Raw genomic sequence first — 22,408 nt, forward strand, 5'->3', positions numbered from 1 at the left:
GCTATGCGGCTAAACTTATAAAGGAAAGAGGAAAATTATGTTTACAGATTTAGAAATACTAAAAATAGAAATTAAACGCCTTGTGTTACAGAAGTACGAACATGTGAATGCTCAGTATTTATATAGTTATTTTGGAGAAGTCGAAGGAGATACTCATATAGTCACAAGCGTCTATCGTATGATTCAAGAGAATCAAAGAGCTATAAAGATCATGAGAAGCATCCGCGGCCAAGAAGAAGATCCATTCACAGAGTTATCGAAACTGGCCAGAGATACAGTAGCCTATGAAAATGCACTGTATAAGCTCTTTGCACAAGCCTCAAGAGACGATTCTTTTTCTGAAGATAACGTACTAGACAGTTTTACTGATGTCATGGACGAGAGAAATGTAAATCTGTACAAGCTGATCGAAGAAATATTGAGCGACGTAAAAGGGGGGATCTAATTGGCTGAGTTAAGTATTATTCAGAAAAATGTGTTAATGCAGATCCCTAAAGGCAACAAGCGACCAGTAAAATCGAAGGAAATTGCAGAGCGTACCGGCTTATCACAAAGAGAAGTCATGTCAGTGATCCATACACTGATACTCAAACATGATATACCGATAGGCGCAGGCCGTACTGAAGGCCACCAAGGGTATTACATTATCCAGAATGAAGAGCAGAGACAGCAAGCAATCGTACCGCTGCAACACTCTATAATCAACATGAACAAGCGAGTTAGAAAGCTGAAAACAATTAAATTAAAGCAGTAACGGTATACCTTGTCTCGAAACTAAGCAGTGAAAGGAGTGATTTCATAAGGGATATTGCCGATTAAAGGGTACTTAGGGGGCAATCGTTGCATGAATTCTTGCAAGTAAAATCAAATCTGAAGTAAAGAAGGTATGATATGGGGAGTCAATCGTTTAATAAATCTATTGCTGAGATACTTGATAATCAAGACCTCGGCAAAGATGTAGTAATCATAAAAAAAGACAGTTACAAGCGTATCAAGCTACCTGAGTTTGGGAAAGTGGTACTAAAGGTTCATCAAAACGCTGTTACTCATGTATCAGTGGAGAACACCATGAAAATTGAATAATGCTAATACTGGCGACCGTACAGACGGAGACAGAAGCAACCTTATTAATTTAGGGTGTTTCTGTCTTTTTTTATTGAAAGGATCAGACAAATGACTAAACAAAACGAATCGATTGATGTTCACATTGCAGACCTCACCTTTACTTTTGATTACAACGCTAAGCACTTGGACCAGACCTTTAAAAAGGCTGACCAGGTAACCCGTGCAGTTAGAAAGATAGTAAATCAGTACCAGACAGGGCAAATTAGCCAGCCTCAGCTTGTTGAAGAAGTCAATGAGGAACTAGAAAGCACTTATGATCTGATCCTTGGAGAGGGTGCATATAAGCAGATATACGAGGTTTTCCCTTCAATCATCAGCTTATGTATTGAGTACCCTCGAATGATGGAACAGATCAAGCAGAAAGTAGAAAGAAAGAAAATCAGAGAACTAAAAAGAAAGGAACGTCTCATGAAAAAAGCAAAGAGAAGGCGCTCCTAACAAAAGAAAGGAGTAATTAATGTCTGACGGCAGAGTGGTAATTGATGTTGATTTAGACAAAGCCCCGGCCATGAAAGGCGCAGGGGAAATTAATAAAGAATTTGGAAACATGGCAAAGAGTATATCGGGCATGATGAAAGACGCAGGGAAGAACTTGACGAAGTATGTCACGGTTCCCCTTGCTGGAATGGCTATCGGCATGGGGAAAGCAGCCATGGACCTGGAAGCGACGGAAGCGAAGTACTATACCGTTTTTGAAGGCATGTCCGATCAGTCGGATGCATTTATCAAGGAATTCCAGAAGCTGACACCAGCGACCAAAACAGAAGCACGGTCAATGGCTTCAGGAATTCAGGACCTTTTAATTCCGATGGGTTTTGCTCGTGAAGAAGCTACAGGAATGACCGGTGAATTCATGCATGTAGCTGGGGCACTGGCTAACTTTAACAGTGGTACTCATAGTGCTGAAGATGTCACAAATGCACTCAGTTCAGCGATCACAGGACAATATAAGAGCTTGCAAGGGCTTGGTATTCAGCTGGATGCTACTACAGTAAAAAATAAAGCTGTTGAGATGGGCTTAATGGGCGCAGACGATGAGATGAATAATCAGATCCGGACACAAGTCTTACTTGCTGAAGTGTACGCTCAATCAGGGGATGCTTTAACGGCATACACAGAGGAAAACCTAGACGCTAAAACAAAAATGGGCTTATTAAAAGCAGAAATTATTGATGTAGCTGCTGAAATGGGGACGGCTTTCTTACCAGCTATTAACGGTATCCTGGATGTTATCAGAAATGCTGTGACCTGGGTCAGTAACTTATCTGAAGAGCAACAAAGATTAGCTGGAATAATAGCATTAGTAGCCGGGGCAATTGGTCCGCTCCTGTTAGCCGGATCATTTATGATCGATAAGTTCTTAGCTATTCAAAGCACCATCTCAGGACTAGTTACAGCTGTTTCGAATGCTGGCGGTGTCCTAGGGGTCCTTAAAGGGGTATTCGCTGCTCTATTTAGTCCGATTGGCTTAGTAATTGGTGTGATCGGGGTTCTAGTAGGATTGTTCATTTATGTTTACAACACTTCTGCAGTTTTAAGAGATTCAGTAAATGAATTGACCTCTGCTTTTGGAAATTTATTGAACGGCACGGGGAGCTTTAGCGAAGTGTTTGAAGCGTTGCAATTTGTTATCTATGATTTTCTGACATCAATACAAACGTTACTTCCAGAGCTCATCTCAATGGGTATTGAAATGGTATCCAATCTTGTCAAAGGTGTAGCAGAAAAAGCACCTGAATTTCTAGAATCAGGAATAATTATGCTTACTAATTTGATTAATAGAATCAAAGAAGAATTTCCTAAATTTGTAGCGAGAGGGAAAGAATTGGTCATCAAACTTAAAGATGGTTTGATTGAAAGAATACCTGATTTGGTAGCTGGTGCAGTTGAATTGATGGTAAATCTGCTGAATAAAATCATTGAATATGGCCCTGATTTACTAATAGCGGGAGCTGATTTGATTTGGGAACTGATAAAAGGTATTGGATCAATCGTAAATGAAGTTATATCGGCTGTTGTAGAAATAAGCGATGCTATCCTAGACGAGGTTTTGAAAATAGACTTATTCGACATCGGTAAAGATATTGTGCGAGGCTTATGGAACGGTATCAAAGATATGGGTGGATGGCTAAGCGGAAAGGTCAGCGAGTTCTTTGGAGATGTAACTGGTTGGGTAAAAGGTATATTTGATACCAATTCTCCCTCAAGAGTCTTCAGAGACGAAATAGGTAAGATGCTTCCTCAAGGTTTAGTAGTCGGGGTTGAGTCTGAGGAACAAAAAACAAAACAAAAAATAGAAAATAGCTTACAAGGCACAATTGGCTCTGCACTTAAGGCATTAAATAATGTCAAGATGCCTGACATCACAGCAAGAGCTGCAGCTACAACAACTAAAGAAATTATTACGACTGGTGGGGAGGCTTCCAGAAATAATAGCACTAACTATAAAGAGGACCTGGCTAGAATCGAAAGTTACATCCGGGATCTGATAAGAAAAGACACGGATTTTTATATAGACGGAGAACAAATAGTAACAAGAAGAATGGTAGATAAAATGAATAGAGAGCTTGGTCAACAAATGCAAAATGGAATGAGATGGAGACAACATTAATGAGAGTATCTGTCTCTAAACTGCATAAGTCAAAACGCCTTAGTATTAGCGTTTAGGGACAAGCTTTCTTCTAAAACATTAATAACATTGCATGAATGATTGCAATAAAACAAAAAATTAGGAGCTGAAAAAATGAGTAAATATTTGAAACAGTTAAGGAAAATAGTAGTCACATACCAAGAAGGTCTGAATAATTACAATAAAAAGAAAGCGGAAATCAACAATCTGTATAAGTCAGGAGAAATCTCAAAGAATAGTTATGAGCTAAAACTAGATAAGTTAAAAGATGAAAAGCCAGCTTCTACCATCAGGCATGACATTAGTAACCTTATTAACGAGTACGAAAACGAGTTGAATAATTGGGCAGTCATGAACGGTGCAGACTTAGATCAAGACCTAGCATTGTTCAATAGTCCTATTCGCTTACAAGCTAAAGATTATCAGTTGCTGGAAGCTAAGCACAAGGATAACTACACTATGCTTAAAGCGATTAAAGATCATGCTGCATCTAATTCAGTTCATTATGCACAAACATACTCAGTGGACACAAAAGAAAAGGTAAACGTGCTCAAAGAGCTTCAGAACGTAGCGCATAATATCGTTCGAACACTAGACCAGAATAACAAGAGTTCATGGGGTGATGAAGACAAGGCTAATAAGACTAGTTACTTGGGAATTCTATGGAGCGATGAAGAAAAGTTCAACAATCTGTATGAGGATCACAGTAATAAATTGCACATAAAAGAGTAACAAAATAAGGGATAGAGCACAGCAAAATTTGTTGTGTTCTTTCTCTAAATTTGATGCAACGCTCCATGCAACGCAACGCAAAACGTTGCAACGCAGAAAACAGCTTATTAGAGGGATTAAAAGGCTTAATAGATGCTAGTAAATGCTAGTAATTATGTTGGTAAATGTTAGTGATATGTTAGGTTTTGCAAGGCTTTGGCTGTGGTAAATCGTGGTATTAATCGGCTCTAGGACGCTTGCAAATGATAGCATAAATCGATAAACCACACGGTGAAAAATGTTAGCAAATGTCAGCATAACCCTAGCAAACCCTAGCATTTATGTTGGCAAATGTTGGCATGAAAAATTATTGGGATGATGGCATAAATGAACTTACTCATTTTTGAGCGGGTTGACAAAGGTTGACTTAAATTACACCCGTGCTGAATGTTCAGCCGGGCAACTACAGGAGGCGTACTTATTGGAAAATGATATTTTTTCTACCTGGATATTTCAAGAGATTGATAAGCCTGAAACGATAAAGAACGCTAGGGAGTTTATGAGGAAGTACAGAAGTCTGCAAGCGAAAACGGTATTACGTGCGGATCCTCAGAGGTCTTCATTGTACATTAATGGTCATATCCGGGGGAACGGTGGACATTCTGATAAAGTGAGTAAAGCCGTATTAAAGAGAGATAAAGCTGTTCAGGAGATAAAAGAAATAGACGAGGCTCTATTGACTGTAGAAGAAGAGTGTCTGCAAGCATTGAAGCTAAAATATGTAAATTTTAAGTATGAAGGGGTATCTGAGAAAGAGATGGCAGCGGCTTTACATGTATCTCTAAAAGACTTTAGGAGCTACTTAAAAAGAGGGTTGTTACAATTCGCAGAGGCTTATAAAGCAGGAGAACTACTGATTTTCAAAGAATAGACTCTAAGAGGTGTCTCAATGGCTGATATAGATCAAAAGAAAACCAGGGAAAATAGTCAGAACGTATTAAAAAGGTATAAGCAGTTACAAAGAATAGCGCCGACTAAAGAAGAGTTAGAATATTACGGCAGACAGCATTTTTCAGAGTTGTCATTATCATGCTTAGAAGAGTTAACAGCTATAAGAGTTGCAGTCGAAAAAGTAAATAGTAAGAGTAGACAGATTATAGAGCAGCGATACATAACTCTGGAAATATCTCATAAGTCAGAGCAGAAAGACAAGCTGGGGTATTCTCAAACTATATATTCCAAGACCTGGATAAAAGGAGAAATAGAGTTTGCTCAGTATTATAGAGATGGAGAACTATTAGTTTATGAAGATTGAGGAACCTTCTTTTGATATACTCTAATTAAAGGAGTGATGAAATTGTCATCTAATATTCAATGGGGATCAGTTGCTGAATGGATCACCGGAATAATCACAGCAACGGGGATATATTTAGCTTTAAGAAACAATAAAGTTAGGATAGGGTTAAAACATGAAGCAGATAACGGCAGTATAGAGGTTTTGCTACATAATAAAAGTAACTTTGAGGTACAAATAAATGCTGTAGCTGTTAAATATTATAAAAACAGATTTATAGGAGGTTATTTAGGAAGTAAAACAGAAAGAACAGCAGAAAAACATTATCGTAGAAAAAGCATCAAGTTACGACCATTAGGAAGAGATTCTCTTAGAGTAACTCCACATAAAATTATTAAAGACTTAGACAAAGATTACTATTATGTTAGGTACGGGTGCGCGTACCTGGGGGGGACCTTTAAATTTATAAATTTTAGGCGAAAAATTAAAATTCCTAAAGATAAAAAAGATGGTATTTTTATTACAGGTACAATAGATGGCAAACCAGTTAAAGCAGAAGTAGATATTTAAAAGTAATTTGATTACAAAACAAACACGATTAGCGCTCCGATTGAAATTACAAAACAACACAGATTACGCCCGGTCCAACAATGGATTGGGCTCTTTTGAAACGGAGCGTTTCAATGCAACGTTACGAAACAAACACAGATAGATCTCCTCAATCTTGAGGGGATATGTCCAAAACTGGACGGGTCTAAGGGTCTCCCCAATTTTGGGGAGATGTCTCTTAAAGTGGAGAGGTCTACGGTTGGCCGGATATTCTATCGGTCTATTGATCCGCTCAATTTTGAGCAGAAGTACAAAGGTTAAGGGTTGCTGAGAATTCAGCAGACCTAACCTAACGAATCGTTACGTCATTCATGAAACGCCATTACTGAACAGAACAAAGTTAGCTATGGCAATAGTAGACGCTCAAAAAAGAGCATATACTCAAAAAGAAGTAACAGCTATTAGTCAAAAAAAGAGTAGTAGCTATGCAACGCTGCTGATCAGAATTACAAAACAAAACACGATTAGCAATAAAAAAAGACCACTCAATGAGTGATCTAATACCTGGCCCTGAGGTAAATTAGTGTTGCAGTAATGCTTGCATGTTTTATCTGCATGATACTTTTAAATTGATTAACTCTATAAAATACGCTTAGATAGTTTCTTCTATAATATATACTTGTATTTGACACTCGTTTAAACTGTTTAAAATATTGTGTTTATGCCCAGTAAGGACCATAAGAGATTTGTATCGGATGATCTGCACAACTAGTGTGCAGGTCTTTTTTTATGCGGTAGGATTAAACTGACGATAGGTGTCTGTGATTTCTGTGGCATTATTTGTTTAGTGCCAGACCACTCGATGGCTCCCGTGATCCTAATTTAATCTTAAATGATGATTTTTGAATGTCGCATGATTTTCATGTAAGCTAAATTTAAATCTTGTGACAAACTCAATAGAAAAGAACCGCTGAGTGAGTTCCAAGATGCGTCTTGGGACCAACTCAAGAGAAAAGAGATGATGAGTAGGTTCTAAGACACGTCTTGCGACCAACTCAAGATAAACAGATCCGGTGAGTGGGTTCTAAGACGCGTCTTACGACCAACTCGAGATGAAGAGATCCGGTGAGTGGGTTCTAAGATGCATCTTACGACCAACTCGAGATGAAAAGATCCGGTGAGTGGGTTCTAATATGCGTCTTGCGACCAACTCGAGATGAACAGAGCGGGTGAGTGGGTTCTAAGATCCGTCTTGCGACCAACTCGAGATGAACAGAGCCAGCGAGTGGGTTCTAAGAAGCGTCTTGCGAACAAGTCGAGAGAAAAGATCCGGCGAGTGGGTTCTAAGATGTGTCTTGCGACCAACTCGAGATGAAAAGAAGCAATGAGTGGGTTCCAAGAACCATCTTATGACAAATTCGCTCCGATAAGCGGCAATTAGCTCAGACTATCAAAGTTTTAAAATAAAAAAGGGGTATCAGACAGGATGGCTAAAAAAGATAATGCAGAAAAAATCATCGATGCAATGAGCATCGCTTATTCTGATCCAGAAGTGAAAAAAGATAGTCATATGCATGAAGTGCTGTTTCATGCAGCGAAACAGATAACTTCTGGTCATGACTATCGTCCTGTATGTGTTCGTCTTAGAAGAGAAATTTCATTCTTTTCAGTACGAAACAACTTAACAACTCCTGAGTCTTTAAACAATTTATATGATTTAATACAAACTGTGCACATTACCTCTAGAATCCATATTCCTTTCTAGGTCCGATCATTCCATTGATGGACTTGGGAAATAATGAAAAGTAACTATATCAGGGTGACTAGATGCGATTAAGGAAAGTTACTCTTGAATATAATGATAACGGATTCAATATGATTGAGCTATTGCACAAATAGTGATAAAGTTTGATGGAAAGATGCGATTATAACAAGTCAGGGAGGAAAAGCAGGATGGAATATACTTATTTAGGCCGAACGGGACTGAAAGTCAGCAGGCTTTGTCTGGGTACAATGAATTTTGGGCCGTATACGAGTGAGCAGGATGCGTTCGACATAATGGACAGAGCACTTGATGCTGGAATCAACTTCTTCGATACGGCTAATATTTACGGTGGCAGTGGAAATCGTGGGCAGACTGAAGAGATTATCGGCCGCTGGTTTGCACAGGGTGGTGGAAGACGGGAAAAAGTCGTTCTGGCAACTAAAGCATATGGCGATATGGAAGATGAAACAGATGGCCCCAATCAGAAAGGCGGTCTTTCAGCCTATAAAATTCGTCGGCATCTAGATCACTCACTCAAAAGACTTCAGACAGATCACGTAGAGCTTTATCAGATGCACCATATTGAACGGCATGCGCCTTGGGAAGAAATATGGGGTGTGTTCGAGTCGTTAGTCAATCAGGGAAAAACGTATTATATTGGAGCAAGTAATTTTGCAGGGTATCATTTAGCACTCGCTCAAGCGGAAGCTGAGAAGCGTCATTTTCTCGGTCTCGTATCCGAGCAGCATAAATATAACCTCCTGTGCAGGCTGCCTGAACTTGAAGTTCTTCCTGCTGCAGAAGATCTGGGTATTGGTGTCATTCCATGGAGTCCTCTTGGCGGTGGATTACTTAGCGGTAAGATTCTTGATCCGGAACCTGGTTCAAGAGGTGAGCAGCGTGCTGCTAGTCTTTCTGAACAGGAGCGCAGTCAATTAGAAGCCTACTCTAAATTGTGCGAGGAACTGGGTGAATCGGAACCTAATGTTGCGTTGGCGTGGCTCTTGGCGAACCCGGCAGTTACAGCGCCTATTATCGGCCCTAGAACAATGGACCAGCTAGAACAGGCTCTCAAAGCTGTTAAAATCGACCTGTCAGATGATGTGAGGGACGAGCTGGACAGAATTTTCCCTGGTCCTGGGGGTAGAGCACCGGAAGCATATGCATGGTAAAAGCTAAACTGTAAATAATCTACAGACATCTTTTCTCTAGAACTAAAGGAAAGATGTCTGTTGTTTTAATTTTCTTATCTCATATCGTTTTGCCTCACATCACCGAACGGATTAAGGCAAATTATCTATCGCGTACTGTGCCTGATCTGCAGTATAGCCTTCATATATCAGCTGGTCATATAATCCCTGGTTTGAAAAAGACATGAAGTCCAGGTAATTTATAGCACTTTGGAGCGCATTTTCACTCCAGTTGGTTTCTACAGTATCTACTGCATATTGAGCAGCATCTTCAGGGTAGCCTTCGAAAATCAACTGATCGTAAAGGCCGGTTTTTGAAAAGCTGGTAAAGTCCAGATAGCTGTTAGCCGATCCTAATGCATTTCTAAATTCTCTGGATACTTCTCCTTCAGGTTCAGATGGTTCACTGGCTTCTTCCTCAGCTGGTTCGTCACTGGCAACTTCTTCAGGTTCTTCTTCCTCTGTTTCTGTGACGATAGTTTCTTCTTCAGGCTCCTCAACGGTGTCTTCTACGATTTCTTCGCTGTCCTGATCTGGTACTTCTTCGTTTTCCTCCTGAGCTTCAGCCAGAGCTGTTTCTAGATCTTCTATCTCTTGTTGAGCATCAAGCAGCTCGGATTCCAGGGACTCGATCTGGTGATTCGCTGCTTCCAAGTCTGACTCCAGCTCTGAAATAATCTCTTCATGTGTGTTGTCCTCTGATGATTCTACTTCTTCGCCGCAGCTTGCGAGAAACAGAACACTGAAGCTTAACAGCATAAGTACTTTTTTCATATTTTCCTCCTTTGATTCTAAAGTGATAGCGATGAGAGGCTGTCATGATGGTTCACGTCTGAGTGGGGGATAGGGTGTGTTCGAATAAGAAGTTTCCGGTAAAGTCGGTTTGAAATAGAAGAAAAAAGGTGGATGGCTAACTGGCTAAAAAATGAAAGCAACAAAATATAAAGCGTTTACATAATGTTAAGTAATTATAACATATTAACACAATAATATTAAAGGCTAACCTCAGTGGATTAATGACTTTTACTGATTGGATGCTGATCCATGTCGGAAGTAATTCATGCAGTCGATGAGAAAAAAGCGCCACAGATGTCTGAGCAGGACATCGTGGCGCTTCTTGCTATTCATTATAGAAGAGAATGGTAATGTTACTGGTTCAATGACACATCTCTCAGCATCAAGATACCTGTTGGATGCTGCCATAGTCCCTCTACATCATCACTTACAGCCAGAAGGAATTCCTGGTGGTGGATGTAAAGCATAGGCGCTTCGTCTACAAGGATTTCTTGAGCTCTGCTGTATAGGTCAAGACGTTCGTCTTCGTCAGAGCTTTGGCGTGCTTCTTCAAGTAATGAATCCAGTTCATCAGTAGAGAAGAATGTACGGTTACCCGCTTCGCCATAGTTATCAGAGTGGAACAGTGGATACATACCGTAGTCTGCATCACCAGTTACTGTAGTCCAGCCCAGGATAAACATATCGTGCTCTCCAGCTGCAGTATCCTCAAGATACGCACCCCATTCAACCTGCTCGATTTCAACATCGATGCCGATCTCCTGCAGTTGTGCTTGTACTGCTGTAGCCGTATCGATACGGTCCTGGTTATCGTTCGTCCAGAGTGTAGTAGAGAAGCCATCTTCGTAACCTGCTTCAGCAAGCAGTTCACGTGCTTCTTCAACATTGTACTCAAGACCAGATACGTTTTCGTCATATCCAAAGACATCCGGAGCTAACGGGCTCTCTGCTGGAAGTCCTACACCATCGTAGATTCCGTTAATGATTGTATCTTTGTCAATGGCTTTAGAGATAGCCTGACGAACCAATGGATCATCGAATGGCTCTTTCTGAGCATTGAATCCGATGTATGATAGACCAACAGATGGCTGGCTGTTGACAGACATGCCGTCAGTACCTTCTACACGACTAACATCAGACGGGCTAAGTGGATCTGAGATGTGGATCGCACCTGTTTCAAGGTCAGCTAGACGAGTGGATCCCTCAGGAACGACTCGGAAAGTGATGGAATCAAGTGCTGGTGCGCCACCCCAGTAATCTTCGTTTCTGTTAAGAACGATTTCGTCACCCGGTGTCCAGCTTTCAAATACAAATGGTCCGGTACCGACAGGGTTCTCATTGATGACACTTCCTGGTTCAGATCCATTCTCAATTGCTTCGTAGTCTTCTGCGATGACTTCTGCTGACATCAGTCCTCCACCATTGTGAGCAATATGTGCTGGAAGTGGTGAGAATGGATACTCTGTCACAAACTCGACAGTATAGTCATCGACAACATTGATTTCTTCTACCATCTCATATAAGAAGGCTCTTGGAGAAGCAATCTCTTCATCAAGAATACGCTCAAAGTTGGCCTGAACAACGTCAGCGTTAAATTCAGAACCGTCATGGAAGGTAACATCTTCACGCAAAGTGAACTGCCATGTCAAATCGTCAACCATTTCCCATTCTGTAGCTAATCCAGGTTGAAGCTCCATGTTTTCGTCTTGAATAAGTAAAGCTTCGTAAATATTGTAAGCAACGTTACTGGAAGGTGTATCATTTGATCCGTGCGGGTCCAATGATACGGCGTCAGATAGTTGTCCAATAATCAAATCGCCACCTTGTGCGCCTTCGGTATCAGTTCCTTCCTCTGTTCCTTCATCAGTATCAGCACCATCATCAATCGGGTCACTGTCATCTGTTCCGCATGCGGCCAGCAAAAGCGCTGCAGCAGTCAATGATGTGAAAAACAACGATCGTTTATTCACTTTTCTCATTATTAATGCACTCTCCTTTTCGTTCTCCTATGTTGCTTGTTTAAAATATACACCATACTATAACTTAGATAAAAATAAAGGTCAAGGTATTTATTAATATTTTGGAATCTTTCTCTAATCTAAATCTAATTGTATTAGGTAAAATAAAATTCAGGTTAGAGAAATAATGATTTAATTGTATCATGAGTTGTTTATAATGGTTTTTCTCTAATAGAATTATTGTTATTATTTAATCCAATGCTTCAAATTGAGTTGCAAAAAACCTTTCAGTATGTAAGAATAGAAAAAAATGCTTATTAGATATAAGTGGTTATAAGTATTTTTATTCACTTAATATTCAATAAGTGAATATACGTTAAAATCGTACATTTTCATTATAGAGAGGAATAAACGTTATGCAGGAAGAAGTTAATTTAAATTCGGGCAGTCCGACTGGGCAGGAGCCCGTTAACCACAATATTGTCAGATTCCAGGATTTCTGGAAAAAGTTTTACCGTAACAAGTCAGCTCTTATTGGTGGAACGCTGATTATCCTACTCATACTAACTGCCTTAATAGGGCCATATCTGACCCCTTACTCACCGAACGCACAGAACTATGATGCGCGCCTTGTAGGCCCATCACTGGAGCACTGGTTTGGTACAGACAACTTTGGTAGAGATATTTTCAGTCGAATCATACATGGGATGAGTATCACATTGCGAGTAGGTTTTTCTTCTGTTCTGATTGGTATGACAGCAGGAGTATCCTTAGGTATTATTTCAGGGTATTTCGGTGGCTGGGTTGATACGATCATTATGCGTTTAATGGATATTTTACTAGCTTTTCCAGGGATCCTGCTGGCACTTGCCATTGTCAGTGTTCTTGGCGGCGGAATGAATAACGTCATCATTTCCGTGGCGATTTTCTCGGTTCCGGTTTTTGCCCGTATTTCCAGAGGATCTACTTTGGAAGTTCGACAGCTGGAGTATATTGAGGCGGTTAAAGCGCTGGGTGCGAGTGATTTCAGAATCATTGTCATGCATGTGCTGCCGAATATACTTTCTCCTATTATTGTTCAGGCAACACTTAATATTGCGACATCTGTCCTGACTGCAAGTGGTCTGTCTTTCCTGGGAATGGGTGCACAGCCGCCTACACCTGAATGGGGTGCAATGTTGAGTGATGGACGTAACTACATGTGGGACGCTCCTCATGTGTCTACAATACCGGGACTGGCTATCGTGGTAGTCGTACTGGCATTCAATATTTTTGGTGATGGATTGAGAGACGCATTGGATCCGAAAACGAAAAACTAGAGAAGAGGAATTTATTGTGTTGAAATTTTTAGGTAAGCGACTAGTACAGACTATTCCAGTACTGATTGGGGTTACCGTACTGACTTTCAGTATGATGCTTCTAATCCCTGGAGACCCGGCCCAGATTATGGCTGGAGAGAGTGCTTCTCCTGCACAGCTCGAAGCAGCGAGAGAACGTCTGGGATTAAATGATCCTGTTCCAGTCCAGTACTATAATTATGTCAGCGGTGTAGTAAGAGGCGATTTAGGCAGCTCGATCCGAAGTGGGAGAGCAGTGTCTACAGAAGTGTTTGGACGACTGGCTCCCACTGTGGAGCTGGCATTTTACAGTACGCTGGTGTCGGTATTTATCGGGCTGATTGCAGGAGTCGTATCAGCTGTCCGGCGGTATACATTTATCGACTCCACGCTCATGATCGGTGCGCTGTTTGGTCTGTCCATGCCTAACTTCTGGCTGGGACTCATGCTTATCCAGTGGCTGGTCATAGGGACAGGCTGGTTCCAGGGGTTCGGCTGGTTCCAGGCTTCAGGATGGGGCACCCCTCAGCAGATGATCCTGCCTGTCATCACATTAGGAACGGCCGGTTCAGCAATCATTGCCCGAATGACACGGTCAAGTATGCTTGAGGTCATTGAGCAGGATTACATTCAAACGGCACGCGCAAAAGGTGTCAGTGAGAAAAAAGTCATCTACAAGCATGCATTACGTAATGCAATGGTGCCTGTAGTTACTGTCGTAGGCCTTCAGTTCGGGTCGCTTCTAGGTGGAGCGGTCATCACAGAGACGGTATTCGCCATAAATGGATTGGGACGACTGATCATCAACTCCATCCGGGCAAGGGACTTTCCGATTGTCCAGGGAGGGGTACTGGTCTTTGCCTTCCTCTTTGTTTTCGTAAATATACTGGTTGATATCATCTATCGTCTGCTCAATAAACGTATTGACCTGAATTAAATATGAATAGAAAAATTAAACGGGCCATCGACTAAACTGCCCGAGCATAGATTGTGTATTCGAGAGGATGAAGAAACGTGCAAGAAAAATTACTTGAAGTAGAAAATCTAAGAATTTCATTTTCTACTGGAGATTCCCTTCTGGAAGTGGTATCAGATGTATCATTCGACATTGACCACGGACAGACGATCGGAATCGTGGGCGAATCTGGAAGTGGAAAGAGCGTGTCCGCCCGTGCCATAATGCAGCTGTTGGGAAATAATGCAGAGGTTGGCTCTGAAAGCGTCATTAAGTTCAACGGGGAAGACATTTTAAGCAAGTCAGAAAAAGAAATGAGAAGAATTCGAGGAAATGACATCGGTATGATTTTCCAGGACCCGATGACCTCACTGAACCCTACGATGAAAGTTGGGAAACAGATTTCCGAAACGATTCGTATTCATGAAAATGCATCAAAGAAAGAAGCAGCTGCTAGAGCTAAAGAAATCATGCGTCTTGTTGGGATCCCAAACGTTGATGAACGATTTGATCAGTATCCCTTTGAGTTTTCTGGTGGAATGAGACAGCGGATCATCATTGCCATTGCATTGGCTTGTAGTCCGAAACTGCTGATTGCAGATGAACCGACAACTGCCTTAGATGTAACGATTCAGGCTCAAATCCTGGACTTGTTGAAAGATATTCAGGAAAAAACAGGGACATCTATCTTGCTGATCACTCACGACTTCGGTGTAGTTGCCAATATGTGTGAGAAAATCGTTGTTATGAATCAGGGACGAGTAGTTGAAAGTGGAACGACTAGTGAAATATTTACGTCACCCAAAGAAGATTACACAAAGAAACTGCTGGCGGCCATCCCTAATCTGCATGAAGAAAAATCACCTGAGTCAAAAGAGAAGCTGATTCAGATTTATTCCGGTACGCGAGAAAAACTGATGGAAGTCAACAAGCTGGCAAAGCATTTCCCTATTGGACGAAAGAACACATTAAAAGCTGTTGACAGCATATCGTTTGATATTTATAAAGGAGAGACGCTTGGACTGGTAGGGGAGTCCGGATCAGGAAAGTCTACTACTGGACGAACACTTCTCCGCCTGCACGAAGCAACGAGTGGGGAAACTTTTTTTGAGGGAGAAGACCTGAATACCTATAAGAAGAAACAGATGAAAGAAATGAGGAAAAAGGTCCAGTTTGTTTTCCAGGATCCGTATTCGTCATTAAATCCCCGCAAGAAAGTTGAAGATATCATTGGAGAAGCACTGGACATCCACAAACTGGCTAAAAGCAAGAAACTGCGCAGAGAACGTGTAGAAGAACTGCTTACTTTAGTTGGTCTGGATAAATCATTCAGCCAGCGCTTCCCACATGAATTTTCAGGGGGGCAGCGTCAACGTATCGGTATCGCAAGAGCTCTAGCTGTTGAACCGGAATTCATTGTCCTTGACGAACCCTTATCTGCTCTGGATGCATCCGTCCAGCTGACAATAGTGGATCTTCTAGAAGAGCTGCAGCGCAAACTGAATCTGACTTATCTCTTTATTGCTCACGATCTGGCAACCGTCAAAAAATTGTCTGATCGAGTAGCGGTTATGTACAAAGGTCAGATCGTCGAGCTGACTGATTCAGAAGAACTCTTTACAAATCCGATGCATAATTACACAAGGAAATTGCTGTCAGCAATACCTGTACCAGATCCGCACTATACGGCAACGGATGCGTCATTTTCACATGACGATTCAGTCGAAATATCTCTAGAAGGCCAAACATTACAGGAAGTGAAAGCAAATCACTGGGTCATGCAGTAAATTAAAACATGCACCCTATCAGGCGTAAAGACTGATAGGGTGCATGTTTATTTATGATTCGTCGTTTGTGTCATGTTCTTCAGTCAGGTGCTCATCGACAAGATATAAGTCATCGATAGTCGATTCATCTAATACTCTGTGGTATTCAATGCCATCCTCATTTCTTATCAGCGTGCTGCTTAAACGAGTGAACTCGATACGTAAGCCTTGTGCAGAGACGACGTATGTCTCTTCCTCAACATCAACTTCCAAATTTCTGTAAGTATTTAGTCCATCTTCAAGTCCTCTAGCAACCCATGCTTCTTCGAAGTCTGCACGTTCTTCGTCTGATATGTTGGGATTTGTCAGTCTAGGGTCATATATATTCAGTATACCGGCTCTATTGTTATCGAATGAGATGAAAGACTGGTCAAGTTCTCGGGTAGGATCGTAGTGAACTTCCCATGTCGAATTATATATATCGCTAGGACTCAGGCCGTACTCATTTGTTTGTGTTGCCTGATGCTGTTGGAGACCCAGATAGACTAGGAAAATAGTTGCCGCTGTCAGCAGAAAACTAAGTACGATATTAATGTATTTTCTACGCTCACTCTTCTTAACTTTTTCCGTGATGTGATCCACTAAACGGGAATCTTCTTTGACAAGGTCATCCAAAGGTATATCATATATGTCACTCAATGTGACTAGGATGGTCAGATCCGGAAAGGTACGACCGACCTCCCAGCTCGAAATAGTCTGACGAGAGACGTGAAGGGTATCTGCCAGCTCCTTTTGAGTTAGTCCTGCTTCAAGTCTTTTTTCTTTGAGTTTATTTCCTAGTTTCATTTATCTGCCTCCTTTAATGGCTTAATTTAATTGTATAATTAGCAATGGGATAAATCCAGCTACAGGATGTGGAAGGGACGAAAAAGCTTGTCATATCAGACGCTACAGTTTGTAGCAGTAGTCTAAAGATCAAATTATAGTCCCGGAAGAGTGTAATCAGCTATGGAGTCATGACCCTTTAACTAGTAGGATAGTATTATTTGTTGACCCATGTGAACTTACCGAATAAAAGGACGATAAGATTGAGGTAATGTAAAAATAACAAATGATGGGATATGTTAGGTCTCATTTTTTATCGTGGAGTAAGGGAGGACGTTATGAAACGCGTAACCATTGTAGGACCATCAGGATCGGGTAAGTCAACTTTAGCAAGGCAAGTAGGAAATCTATTTCATCTGCCTGTTTTTCATATGGATCAGCTCTTCTTTGATCCGGGGTGGGTTGAAAAATCAAAAGAAGAATTAGCTGAATTAGTAGAATCTATCTTAGAATCAAACGACGAATGGGTGATTGAAGGAAACTATAACCGAACATTGAAGTCCAGACTGGCTCATAGTACTCACCTGATCATTTTAGATTATCCGAGGCATTTATATGTTTACCGAGTGATCAGGCGTTTATTTACTTCTTATGGGAAAGTAAGAGAAGATATGGCTCCTGGCTGCCCTGAAAGAATCGATCTTGCTTTTCTCAAGTATGTCTGGAACTTTAAAACCAAACGTCGGGATAAACTCTTACAGACTGTTCAGGCTCATTTACCGGAAACTTGCGAACTGACCGTTTTTAAAAATCCAACCGAATGCGAGCTTTACTTTAAAACAATCCAGGAAAAAGAGAGTAATAATTATATGGGATAAAGTGTCATTAAGTGCTCGGACTTTCATAAATTACAGGCTTTAAAATTTAACAAGTGCTATTCCTAGTGGCTATTCTTGGTAGGATAAATAAGGTTATGCTACAGTAAACTAAAGTAGACCGAACGTAAACCCTTATAGAATCAGGAAAGGAGCCTTTTTTATGAGTGAAGTCAATTACTCTTCTAAAGATTATCTGAATAAAGTGGATGCCTGGTGGCGGGCGGCGAATTATCTATCGATCGGACAGATTTATCTGAAAGACAATCCTCTGCTCAAGCGTCCCTTAAAAAAAGAGGATATCAAAATCAACCCAATCGGGCATTGGGGGACTGTTCCAGGACAGAACTTTGTTTATGCCCACTTGAATAGAGTCATCAATAAGTACGATCTGAACATGTTCTTCATTGAAGGACCAGGTCACGGCGGTCAAGTCATGGTGTCAAATGCCTATTTAGATGGAAGTTACTCAGAAGTCTATCCAGATATTACAACTGACGAAGAGGGAATGGCAAAACTCTTTCAGCAGTTCTCTTTCCCTGGAGGAATAGGCTCTCATGCGGCTCCGGAGACACCAGGGTCGATTCACGAGGGTGGGGAGCTGGGTTACGCCCTGTCTCATGCGACAGGTGCGGTACTGGATCACCCTGATCTGATTGCTGCAGTTACTATTGGTGACGGAGAAGCTGAAACTGGTGCATTGGCTACCTCCTGGTTCTCAAATGTCTTCATCAATCCCGTAACGGACGGGGCAGTCCTGCCTGTCCTGCATTTGAATGACTACAAAATTGCAAATCCGACGATTCTTTCGCGCAAGTCGGATGAAGAACTGACGAAATACTTTGAAGGTCTCGGCTGGACCCCTTTATTTGTCGAAGGAAATGAACCAGACAGCATGCATCCGAAAATGGCTGACACATTGGATCAGGCGATCGAACAGATTCAGTCTATTCAAAAAAACGCGCGTCAAAAGTCGGCAGAAGATACTGAGATGCCGCACTGGCCGGTAGTTATTCTTCGCAGTCCAAAAGGATGGACGGGACCTGAAGAATGGGACGGCGAGCCGGTTGAAGGGACATTTCGTTCGCATCAGGTACCGATTCCTGCAGAGCAAGGAAGCATGGAATACAGCGAAGCGTTAACTGACTGGATGACCGCTTACCGACCGGATGAGCTCTTTGACGAAGAGGGCAAATTGATCGAAGAGTTGAAAGCTATCGCACCAAAAGGAAACAGACGGATGGGAGCCAATCCAGTAACCAATGGAGGCATCGATCCGAAACCATTGAAGATTCCTGACTGGCACAGACATGCACTTGAAATTTCTACGCCTGGAGCTGAAAAGGAAAAGGATATGATGGTGTTCGGTCGATTTGCCCGTGACATCATTGATGCAAATCCAGAAAATTTCCGGATCATCAGTACCGATGAACTGAAGTCCAATCGGCTGAATGAAGTCCTGGAGACGACAGATCGCCAGTGGATGGAAGATATTGACGAACCGGAAGATGAAGCTCAGTCAAGTACCGGACGTGTGATCGATTCACAGTTGTCCGAGCATCAGGCTGAAGGCTGGATGGAAGGCTATGTGCTGACAGGCCGCCATGGGTTCTTTGTCAGTTATGAAGGCTTTCTGCGCATTGTCGATTCGATGCTGACGCAGCATTTTAAATGGATACGAAAAGCTGATGAACAGAAGTGGCGCCGCAAGTATCCGTCACTGAACATCATTGCGTCATCATCAGTTTTCCAGCAGGATCATAATGGCTATACGCACCAGGATCCTGGCATCAGCACGCATCTGGCCGACAAGAAGCGTGAATACATCAGAGCATACTTCCCGGCTGATGCCAATTCACTGATGGCTGTCATGAATAAAGTTCTGACCTCGACACAGAAAGTGAACCTCATTGTGTCAAGTAAGCATCCGCGTCCGCAGTTCTATTCAGCAGAAGAAGCAGAAGAGCTGGTCGACAAAGGACTTAAAGTGATCGACTGGGCAAGCGTCAATGACTCAGACGACCCGGATATCGTCATCGCCGCTGCCGGAACAGAACCGAATCTGGAAGCCCTGGCCGCGGTATCGATTCTGCACGAGGCCTATCCCGATTTGAGTATCCGATTCATCAACGTGGTGGATTTGTTAAAACTGGCCAGCCAGAAAAAGGATTCACGTGGCTTGAGTGACGACGCCTTTAATAAGTTGTTTACTAAGGATAAACCTGTTCTCTTCGCTTTCCATGGGTATGAAGGGTTAATAAGAGACTTGTTTTTCGATAGAGAAAACAGACAGCTGATCACTCATGGCTACCGGGAAAATGGGAACGTGACGACGCCATTCGATATGCGAGTAGTCAATGAACTCGACCGTTTCCATCTGGCGAAAGACGCTGTCCATGTAGTATACGGTGACCAGGCTGTAGATTTTGAAAACGAGATGGACCAGCTGCTGGACAAGCATTACCAGTACATTCGAGAATACGGCGATGATATGCCCGAAGTGACCGAATGGAAATGGGAGCCTTTGGATAAATAGGAATGTGAGAACTCGTCTATATTTAAAAAATAACAGCCCACGATCTTCAGAGGAGACTGAAGGTCGTGGGCTTTATGTATGGATTAACTGACAAAATGCGTGTGCTTGGCTTTCCAGTCTTCCAATTTAATGCGAACCCAGAAGCCGTAAATGCCGAATGTAATGATGGTCAGTGCCCACCACTTGATCCAGTTACCGAATAGTCCGGCTGCTGACCCTGAAAAGTGCAGACGACGGCCGTCTATAACTGTGTGGTTGATCCGCCATCCAAAGAGTCTGCATAAACTCCAAGGATATAAGAGACCAAAAGATAAAACTGTAGCGATCAGGCCGAGAAGTGACCAGCCAATCAGCTGAAACAGCCCGCCATCAAAAAATGACTGCCGTCCATTTCTCTGTTCGAGTGCAGAACGTGTGCTTGTTTCCATGTAGCATCCACCTCGTATGTATAATAATATGTACAGATTCAGTATACAACAAGTTCAGCACTACACAATAGTTAAAGAGCAAAAAAGTACTGATTAGAGTACTTTTTGCTCTTTCTATTATTAATTACTCCATCTTTTTCAGTGGTTTCACAGCTGGCCCTTCCAGAACCTCTCCCTCATAAGAAAAGCGGGAGCCGTGACATGGGCAGTCCCAGGATCGTTCTCCGTCGTTCCAGTCGAGCCCGCAACCCATATGCGTACAGGTGGTTTTGACTAGATGAACAGTTCCGTCTTTGTCACGATAGCCGCCGACTTTCTTGCCGTCAACTGAGACAAAGCCGCCTTCATCTGGGCGCAGTTGGTCAGGGGTCTTGTGCGGCCGCTTGGCTTTGGTCCAGACAAAGTCTTTACTGACAGACACATTCTTCTTAGCGAACTGGCCGGCATCTTTCAGTTTCAGCTTGCTGCGCAATGGATTCAAGAGACCGGAGTAGGCATTTGGACGGTCCAAGAGTTGATCAGTCAGTACTTTGGCAGCCGTAGCACCCATTGCCATTCCCCATTTATTGAAGCCGGTTGCGACATACGTATTGCCTGAAAGAAGCGACATCTGTCCGACATAAGGCACTTTATCCAGCGTCGTCATGTCTTGCGCCGACCAGTGATTGCGGACAGTCTTAAGGTCGAAGTGGTCTTTTCCGTAAGATTCCAGATTGGTGTAATGTTCCTGATTAGGCACGCTGCTTTTCCCAGTCTGATGCCCTTCTCCGCCAATCAGCAGTAATGTTTCACCATCATCATTTTCGACTGAACGCAGAGAACGACTTGGTGATTCAGCATTGATGTACATGCCTTCAGGGATCGGTCCGCCAACATCTGCCAACAGACCATATGAGCGTTTGATCGTCAGTTTTGAAAAATACAGCCCGTTGAAGTCGTTGAATGGATAATGTGTAGCAACGACGATTTTCTTGCAGTCGATGACTGAGCCATGTTCCGTCAGGAGGCCTGTTTTCTTTTTCAGCTGACTGACTACGCGAGTCTGCTCGTATATTTTTCCTCCGAGGCGAATGGTTTCTTCCACAAGTCCAGCGAGGAATTTCACAGGATGAAACTGAGCCTGGCCAGTCATGGTCAATGCTGCGGTCGTGCTGAATGGGAGCTCCCTTACTTGTCCCAGTGTCAGAAACCCGTCGATCCCCAATTCAGCATAAGCACGGGATTCTTTCTCGATCTGTTTTTTCCCTTTTTCAGTTGTTGAGAAAACAATGGCATCTCTCTCGTCAAGGTCACAGCCGATTCCTAATTGCTCAGCTGTCTGTCTGACAAAACGCAGGCCATCCATGTTAGCGTCGTAATAGAGTCGGGCTTTATCTTCGTTGAACGTGCTGATCAGTTCGTCATAAATAAGAGAGTGCTGAGCCGTCAGTTTGGCCGTCGTATTACCGGTCACTCCGGTAAGCAGGTCTCTTGCTTCGACAAGGGTAACGTCCTTTCCCTCTTTAGCCAGCAGATAGGCGGTAATGATTCCGACAATCCCGCCGCCTACAACGGCAAATTCAGTTGTCACGTCGTCCTGAAGTGATGGGAAATGAGGAACGGGATGTTTAAGCCAGTAGGAATTAGGAAACTGCGAGAAGGAAGAATCAGTATAGTCATTTGCCATAATA

At 42.3% G+C, this 22,408-nt stretch carries 22 protein-coding genes; 17 read left to right on the forward strand and 5 right to left on the reverse strand.

Going from position 1 to position 22,408, the window contains the following annotated elements:
* Positions 1 to 37 precede the first annotated feature (37 nt).
* The 12 genes from BMX79_RS04775 (at position 38) to BMX79_RS04825 (ending at position 9,245) form a co-directional block, all read left to right on the forward strand.
* On the forward strand, positions 38 to 445 hold the full coding sequence (locus BMX79_RS04775; RefSeq protein WP_091479742.1) for a hypothetical protein: 408 nt from the start codon (positions 38 to 40) through the stop codon (positions 443 to 445).
* Positions 446 to 754, forward strand: coding sequence for a hypothetical protein (locus BMX79_RS04780; RefSeq protein ID WP_091479745.1), 309 nt, complete (start codon positions 446 to 448; stop codon positions 752 to 754).
* 137 nt (positions 755 to 891) lie between these two features.
* Complete coding sequence (locus tag BMX79_RS04785; protein ID WP_091479747.1) at positions 892 to 1,083, forward strand: hypothetical protein; 192 nt, start codon at positions 892 to 894, stop codon at positions 1,081 to 1,083.
* A 90-nt stretch (positions 1,084 to 1,173) separates the two neighbouring features.
* Entirely contained in the window at positions 1,174 to 1,563 is a 390-nt protein-coding gene (locus BMX79_RS04790; protein WP_091479749.1) for a hypothetical protein, read from the forward strand.
* A gap of 19 nt (positions 1,564 to 1,582) precedes the next feature.
* Entirely contained in the window at positions 1,583 to 3,736 is a 2,154-nt protein-coding gene (locus BMX79_RS04795) for a phage tail protein (protein ID WP_091479752.1), read from the forward strand.
* Between the two features lie 132 nt (positions 3,737 to 3,868).
* On the forward strand, positions 3,869 to 4,486 hold the full coding sequence (locus BMX79_RS04800) for a hypothetical protein (protein WP_091479754.1): 618 nt from the start codon (positions 3,869 to 3,871) through the stop codon (positions 4,484 to 4,486).
* 460 nt (positions 4,487 to 4,946) lie between these two features.
* On the forward strand, positions 4,947 to 5,396 hold the full coding sequence (locus BMX79_RS04805; RefSeq protein ID WP_091479757.1) for an ArpU family phage packaging/lysis transcriptional regulator: 450 nt from the start codon (positions 4,947 to 4,949) through the stop codon (positions 5,394 to 5,396).
* Positions 5,397 to 5,414: 18 nt separating this feature from the next.
* Positions 5,415 to 5,780 (forward strand): ArpU family phage packaging/lysis transcriptional regulator, encoded by a 366-nt coding sequence (locus BMX79_RS04810; RefSeq protein ID WP_091479758.1) that lies wholly within the window; start codon positions 5,415 to 5,417, stop codon positions 5,778 to 5,780.
* A gap of 42 nt (positions 5,781 to 5,822) precedes the next feature.
* Positions 5,823 to 6,329, forward strand: coding sequence for a hypothetical protein (locus BMX79_RS04815; protein WP_091479761.1), 507 nt, complete (start codon positions 5,823 to 5,825; stop codon positions 6,327 to 6,329).
* Between the two features lie 385 nt (positions 6,330 to 6,714).
* The gene (locus BMX79_RS12500; protein ID WP_170230963.1) at positions 6,715 to 6,864 is read left to right on the forward strand and encodes a hypothetical protein; all 150 of its coding nucleotides are present in this window, start codon (positions 6,715 to 6,717) and stop codon (positions 6,862 to 6,864) included.
* Positions 6,865 to 7,794: 930 nt separating this feature from the next.
* Positions 7,795 to 8,073, forward strand: a complete 279-nt coding sequence (locus tag BMX79_RS04820; protein ID WP_091479763.1) for a bacteriocin immunity protein — start codon at positions 7,795 to 7,797, stop codon at positions 8,071 to 8,073.
* Between the two features lie 188 nt (positions 8,074 to 8,261).
* Positions 8,262 to 9,245, forward strand: coding sequence for an aldo/keto reductase (locus BMX79_RS04825; protein WP_091479766.1), 984 nt, complete (start codon positions 8,262 to 8,264; stop codon positions 9,243 to 9,245).
* 111 nt (positions 9,246 to 9,356) lie between these two features.
* Here the strand turns inward: BMX79_RS04825 and BMX79_RS04830 are convergent, their stop codons facing one another.
* Both BMX79_RS04830 and BMX79_RS04835 read right to left on the reverse strand, forming a co-directional pair.
* Positions 9,357 to 10,037, reverse strand: coding sequence for an Ltp family lipoprotein (locus BMX79_RS04830; RefSeq protein ID WP_246117631.1), 681 nt, complete (start codon positions 10,035 to 10,037; stop codon positions 9,357 to 9,359).
* A gap of 374 nt (positions 10,038 to 10,411) precedes the next feature.
* Entirely contained in the window at positions 10,412 to 12,037 is a 1,626-nt protein-coding gene (locus BMX79_RS04835; protein ID WP_091479768.1) for a glutathione ABC transporter substrate-binding protein, read from the reverse strand.
* 395 nt (positions 12,038 to 12,432) lie between these two features.
* Between BMX79_RS04835 and BMX79_RS04840 the strand changes: the two genes are divergently transcribed.
* The 3 genes from BMX79_RS04840 to BMX79_RS12775 all read left to right on the forward strand — a co-directional run bounded on the left by BMX79_RS04840 (position 12,433) and on the right by BMX79_RS12775 (position 16,095).
* Positions 12,433 to 13,335, forward strand: a complete 903-nt coding sequence (locus tag BMX79_RS04840; RefSeq protein WP_091479770.1) for an ABC transporter permease — start codon at positions 12,433 to 12,435, stop codon at positions 13,333 to 13,335.
* A 16-nt stretch (positions 13,336 to 13,351) separates the two neighbouring features.
* Positions 13,352 to 14,290 (forward strand): ABC transporter permease, encoded by a 939-nt coding sequence (locus BMX79_RS04845; protein WP_091479773.1) that lies wholly within the window; start codon positions 13,352 to 13,354, stop codon positions 14,288 to 14,290.
* 77 nt (positions 14,291 to 14,367) lie between these two features.
* Positions 14,368 to 16,095: an ABC transporter ATP-binding protein gene (locus tag BMX79_RS12775; RefSeq protein ID WP_091479775.1), complete on the forward strand. Its 1,728-nt coding sequence runs from the start codon at positions 14,368 to 14,370 to the stop codon at positions 16,093 to 16,095.
* 51 nt (positions 16,096 to 16,146) lie between these two features.
* On the opposite strand, the gene BMX79_RS04855 is transcribed toward BMX79_RS12775, so the two are convergent.
* Positions 16,147 to 16,920 carry a helix-turn-helix transcriptional regulator gene (locus BMX79_RS04855; RefSeq protein WP_091479777.1) on the reverse strand — a complete coding sequence of 258 codons (774 nt, stop codon included), beginning with the start codon at positions 16,918 to 16,920 and terminating at the stop codon, positions 16,147 to 16,149.
* 317 nt (positions 16,921 to 17,237) lie between these two features.
* Here BMX79_RS04855 and BMX79_RS04860 point away from each other — a divergent pair, with 317 nt between their 5' ends.
* A complete protein-coding gene (locus BMX79_RS04860; RefSeq protein ID WP_091479779.1) occupies positions 17,238 to 17,777 on the forward strand; it encodes an AAA family ATPase in 540 nt (179 codons plus the stop codon).
* Between the two features lie 160 nt (positions 17,778 to 17,937).
* Positions 17,938 to 20,310 carry a phosphoketolase family protein gene (locus BMX79_RS04865; RefSeq protein WP_091479781.1) on the forward strand — a complete coding sequence of 791 codons (2,373 nt, stop codon included), beginning with the start codon at positions 17,938 to 17,940 and terminating at the stop codon, positions 20,308 to 20,310.
* Between the two features lie 83 nt (positions 20,311 to 20,393).
* Here BMX79_RS04865 and BMX79_RS04870 read toward each other — a convergent pair whose 3' ends face one another.
* Together BMX79_RS04870 and BMX79_RS04875 are read right to left on the reverse strand one after the other, a co-directional pair.
* Positions 20,394 to 20,738, reverse strand: a complete 345-nt coding sequence (locus BMX79_RS04870; protein ID WP_091479784.1) for a YjgN family protein — start codon at positions 20,736 to 20,738, stop codon at positions 20,394 to 20,396.
* A gap of 124 nt (positions 20,739 to 20,862) precedes the next feature.
* Complete coding sequence (locus BMX79_RS04875) at positions 20,863 to 22,404, reverse strand: FAD-dependent oxidoreductase (protein WP_091479786.1); 1,542 nt, start codon at positions 22,402 to 22,404, stop codon at positions 20,863 to 20,865.
* Positions 22,405 to 22,408 lie beyond the last annotated feature (4 nt).

It is taken from the genome of Alkalibacterium pelagium (assembly GCF_900109325.1).
In the GTDB taxonomy this organism is placed as follows: Bacteria; Bacillota; Bacilli; order Lactobacillales; family Carnobacteriaceae_A; genus Alkalibacterium; species Alkalibacterium pelagium.

Coding starts and splice junctions, on each gene's coding strand:
- BMX79_RS04790 (WP_091479749.1), top strand. CDS start 1,174: ATGACTAAACAAAACGAATCGATTGATGTTCACATTGCAGACCTCACC.
- BMX79_RS04810 (WP_091479758.1), top strand. CDS start 5,415: ATGGCTGATATAGATCAAAAGAAAACCAGGGAAAATAGTCAGAACGTA.
- BMX79_RS04855 (WP_091479777.1), bottom strand. CDS start 16,920: ATGAAACTAGGAAATAAACTCAAAGAAAAAAGACTTGAAGCAGGACTA.
- BMX79_RS04875 (WP_091479786.1), bottom strand. CDS start 22,404: ATGGCAAATGACTATACTGATTCTTCCTTCTCGCAGTTTCCTAATTCC.
- BMX79_RS04795 (WP_091479752.1), top strand. CDS start 1,583: ATGTCTGACGGCAGAGTGGTAATTGATGTTGATTTAGACAAAGCCCCG.
- BMX79_RS04870 (WP_091479784.1), bottom strand. CDS start 20,738: ATGGAAACAAGCACACGTTCTGCACTCGAACAGAGAAATGGACGGCAG.
- BMX79_RS04775 (WP_091479742.1), top strand. CDS start 38: ATGTTTACAGATTTAGAAATACTAAAAATAGAAATTAAACGCCTTGTG.
- BMX79_RS04820 (WP_091479763.1), top strand. CDS start 7,795: ATGGCTAAAAAAGATAATGCAGAAAAAATCATCGATGCAATGAGCATC.
- BMX79_RS04825 (WP_091479766.1), top strand. CDS start 8,262: ATGGAATATACTTATTTAGGCCGAACGGGACTGAAAGTCAGCAGGCTT.
- BMX79_RS04785 (WP_091479747.1), top strand. CDS start 892: ATGGGGAGTCAATCGTTTAATAAATCTATTGCTGAGATACTTGATAAT.
- BMX79_RS04860 (WP_091479779.1), top strand. CDS start 17,238: ATGAAACGCGTAACCATTGTAGGACCATCAGGATCGGGTAAGTCAACT.
- BMX79_RS04835 (WP_091479768.1), bottom strand. CDS start 12,037: ATGAGAAAAGTGAATAAACGATCGTTGTTTTTCACATCATTGACTGCT.
- BMX79_RS04840 (WP_091479770.1), top strand. CDS start 12,433: ATGCAGGAAGAAGTTAATTTAAATTCGGGCAGTCCGACTGGGCAGGAG.
- BMX79_RS12500 (WP_170230963.1), top strand. CDS start 6,715: ATGGCAATAGTAGACGCTCAAAAAAGAGCATATACTCAAAAAGAAGTA.
- BMX79_RS04830 (WP_246117631.1), bottom strand. CDS start 10,037: ATGAAAAAAGTACTTATGCTGTTAAGCTTCAGTGTTCTGTTTCTCGCA.
- BMX79_RS04800 (WP_091479754.1), top strand. CDS start 3,869: ATGAGTAAATATTTGAAACAGTTAAGGAAAATAGTAGTCACATACCAA.
- BMX79_RS04865 (WP_091479781.1), top strand. CDS start 17,938: ATGAGTGAAGTCAATTACTCTTCTAAAGATTATCTGAATAAAGTGGAT.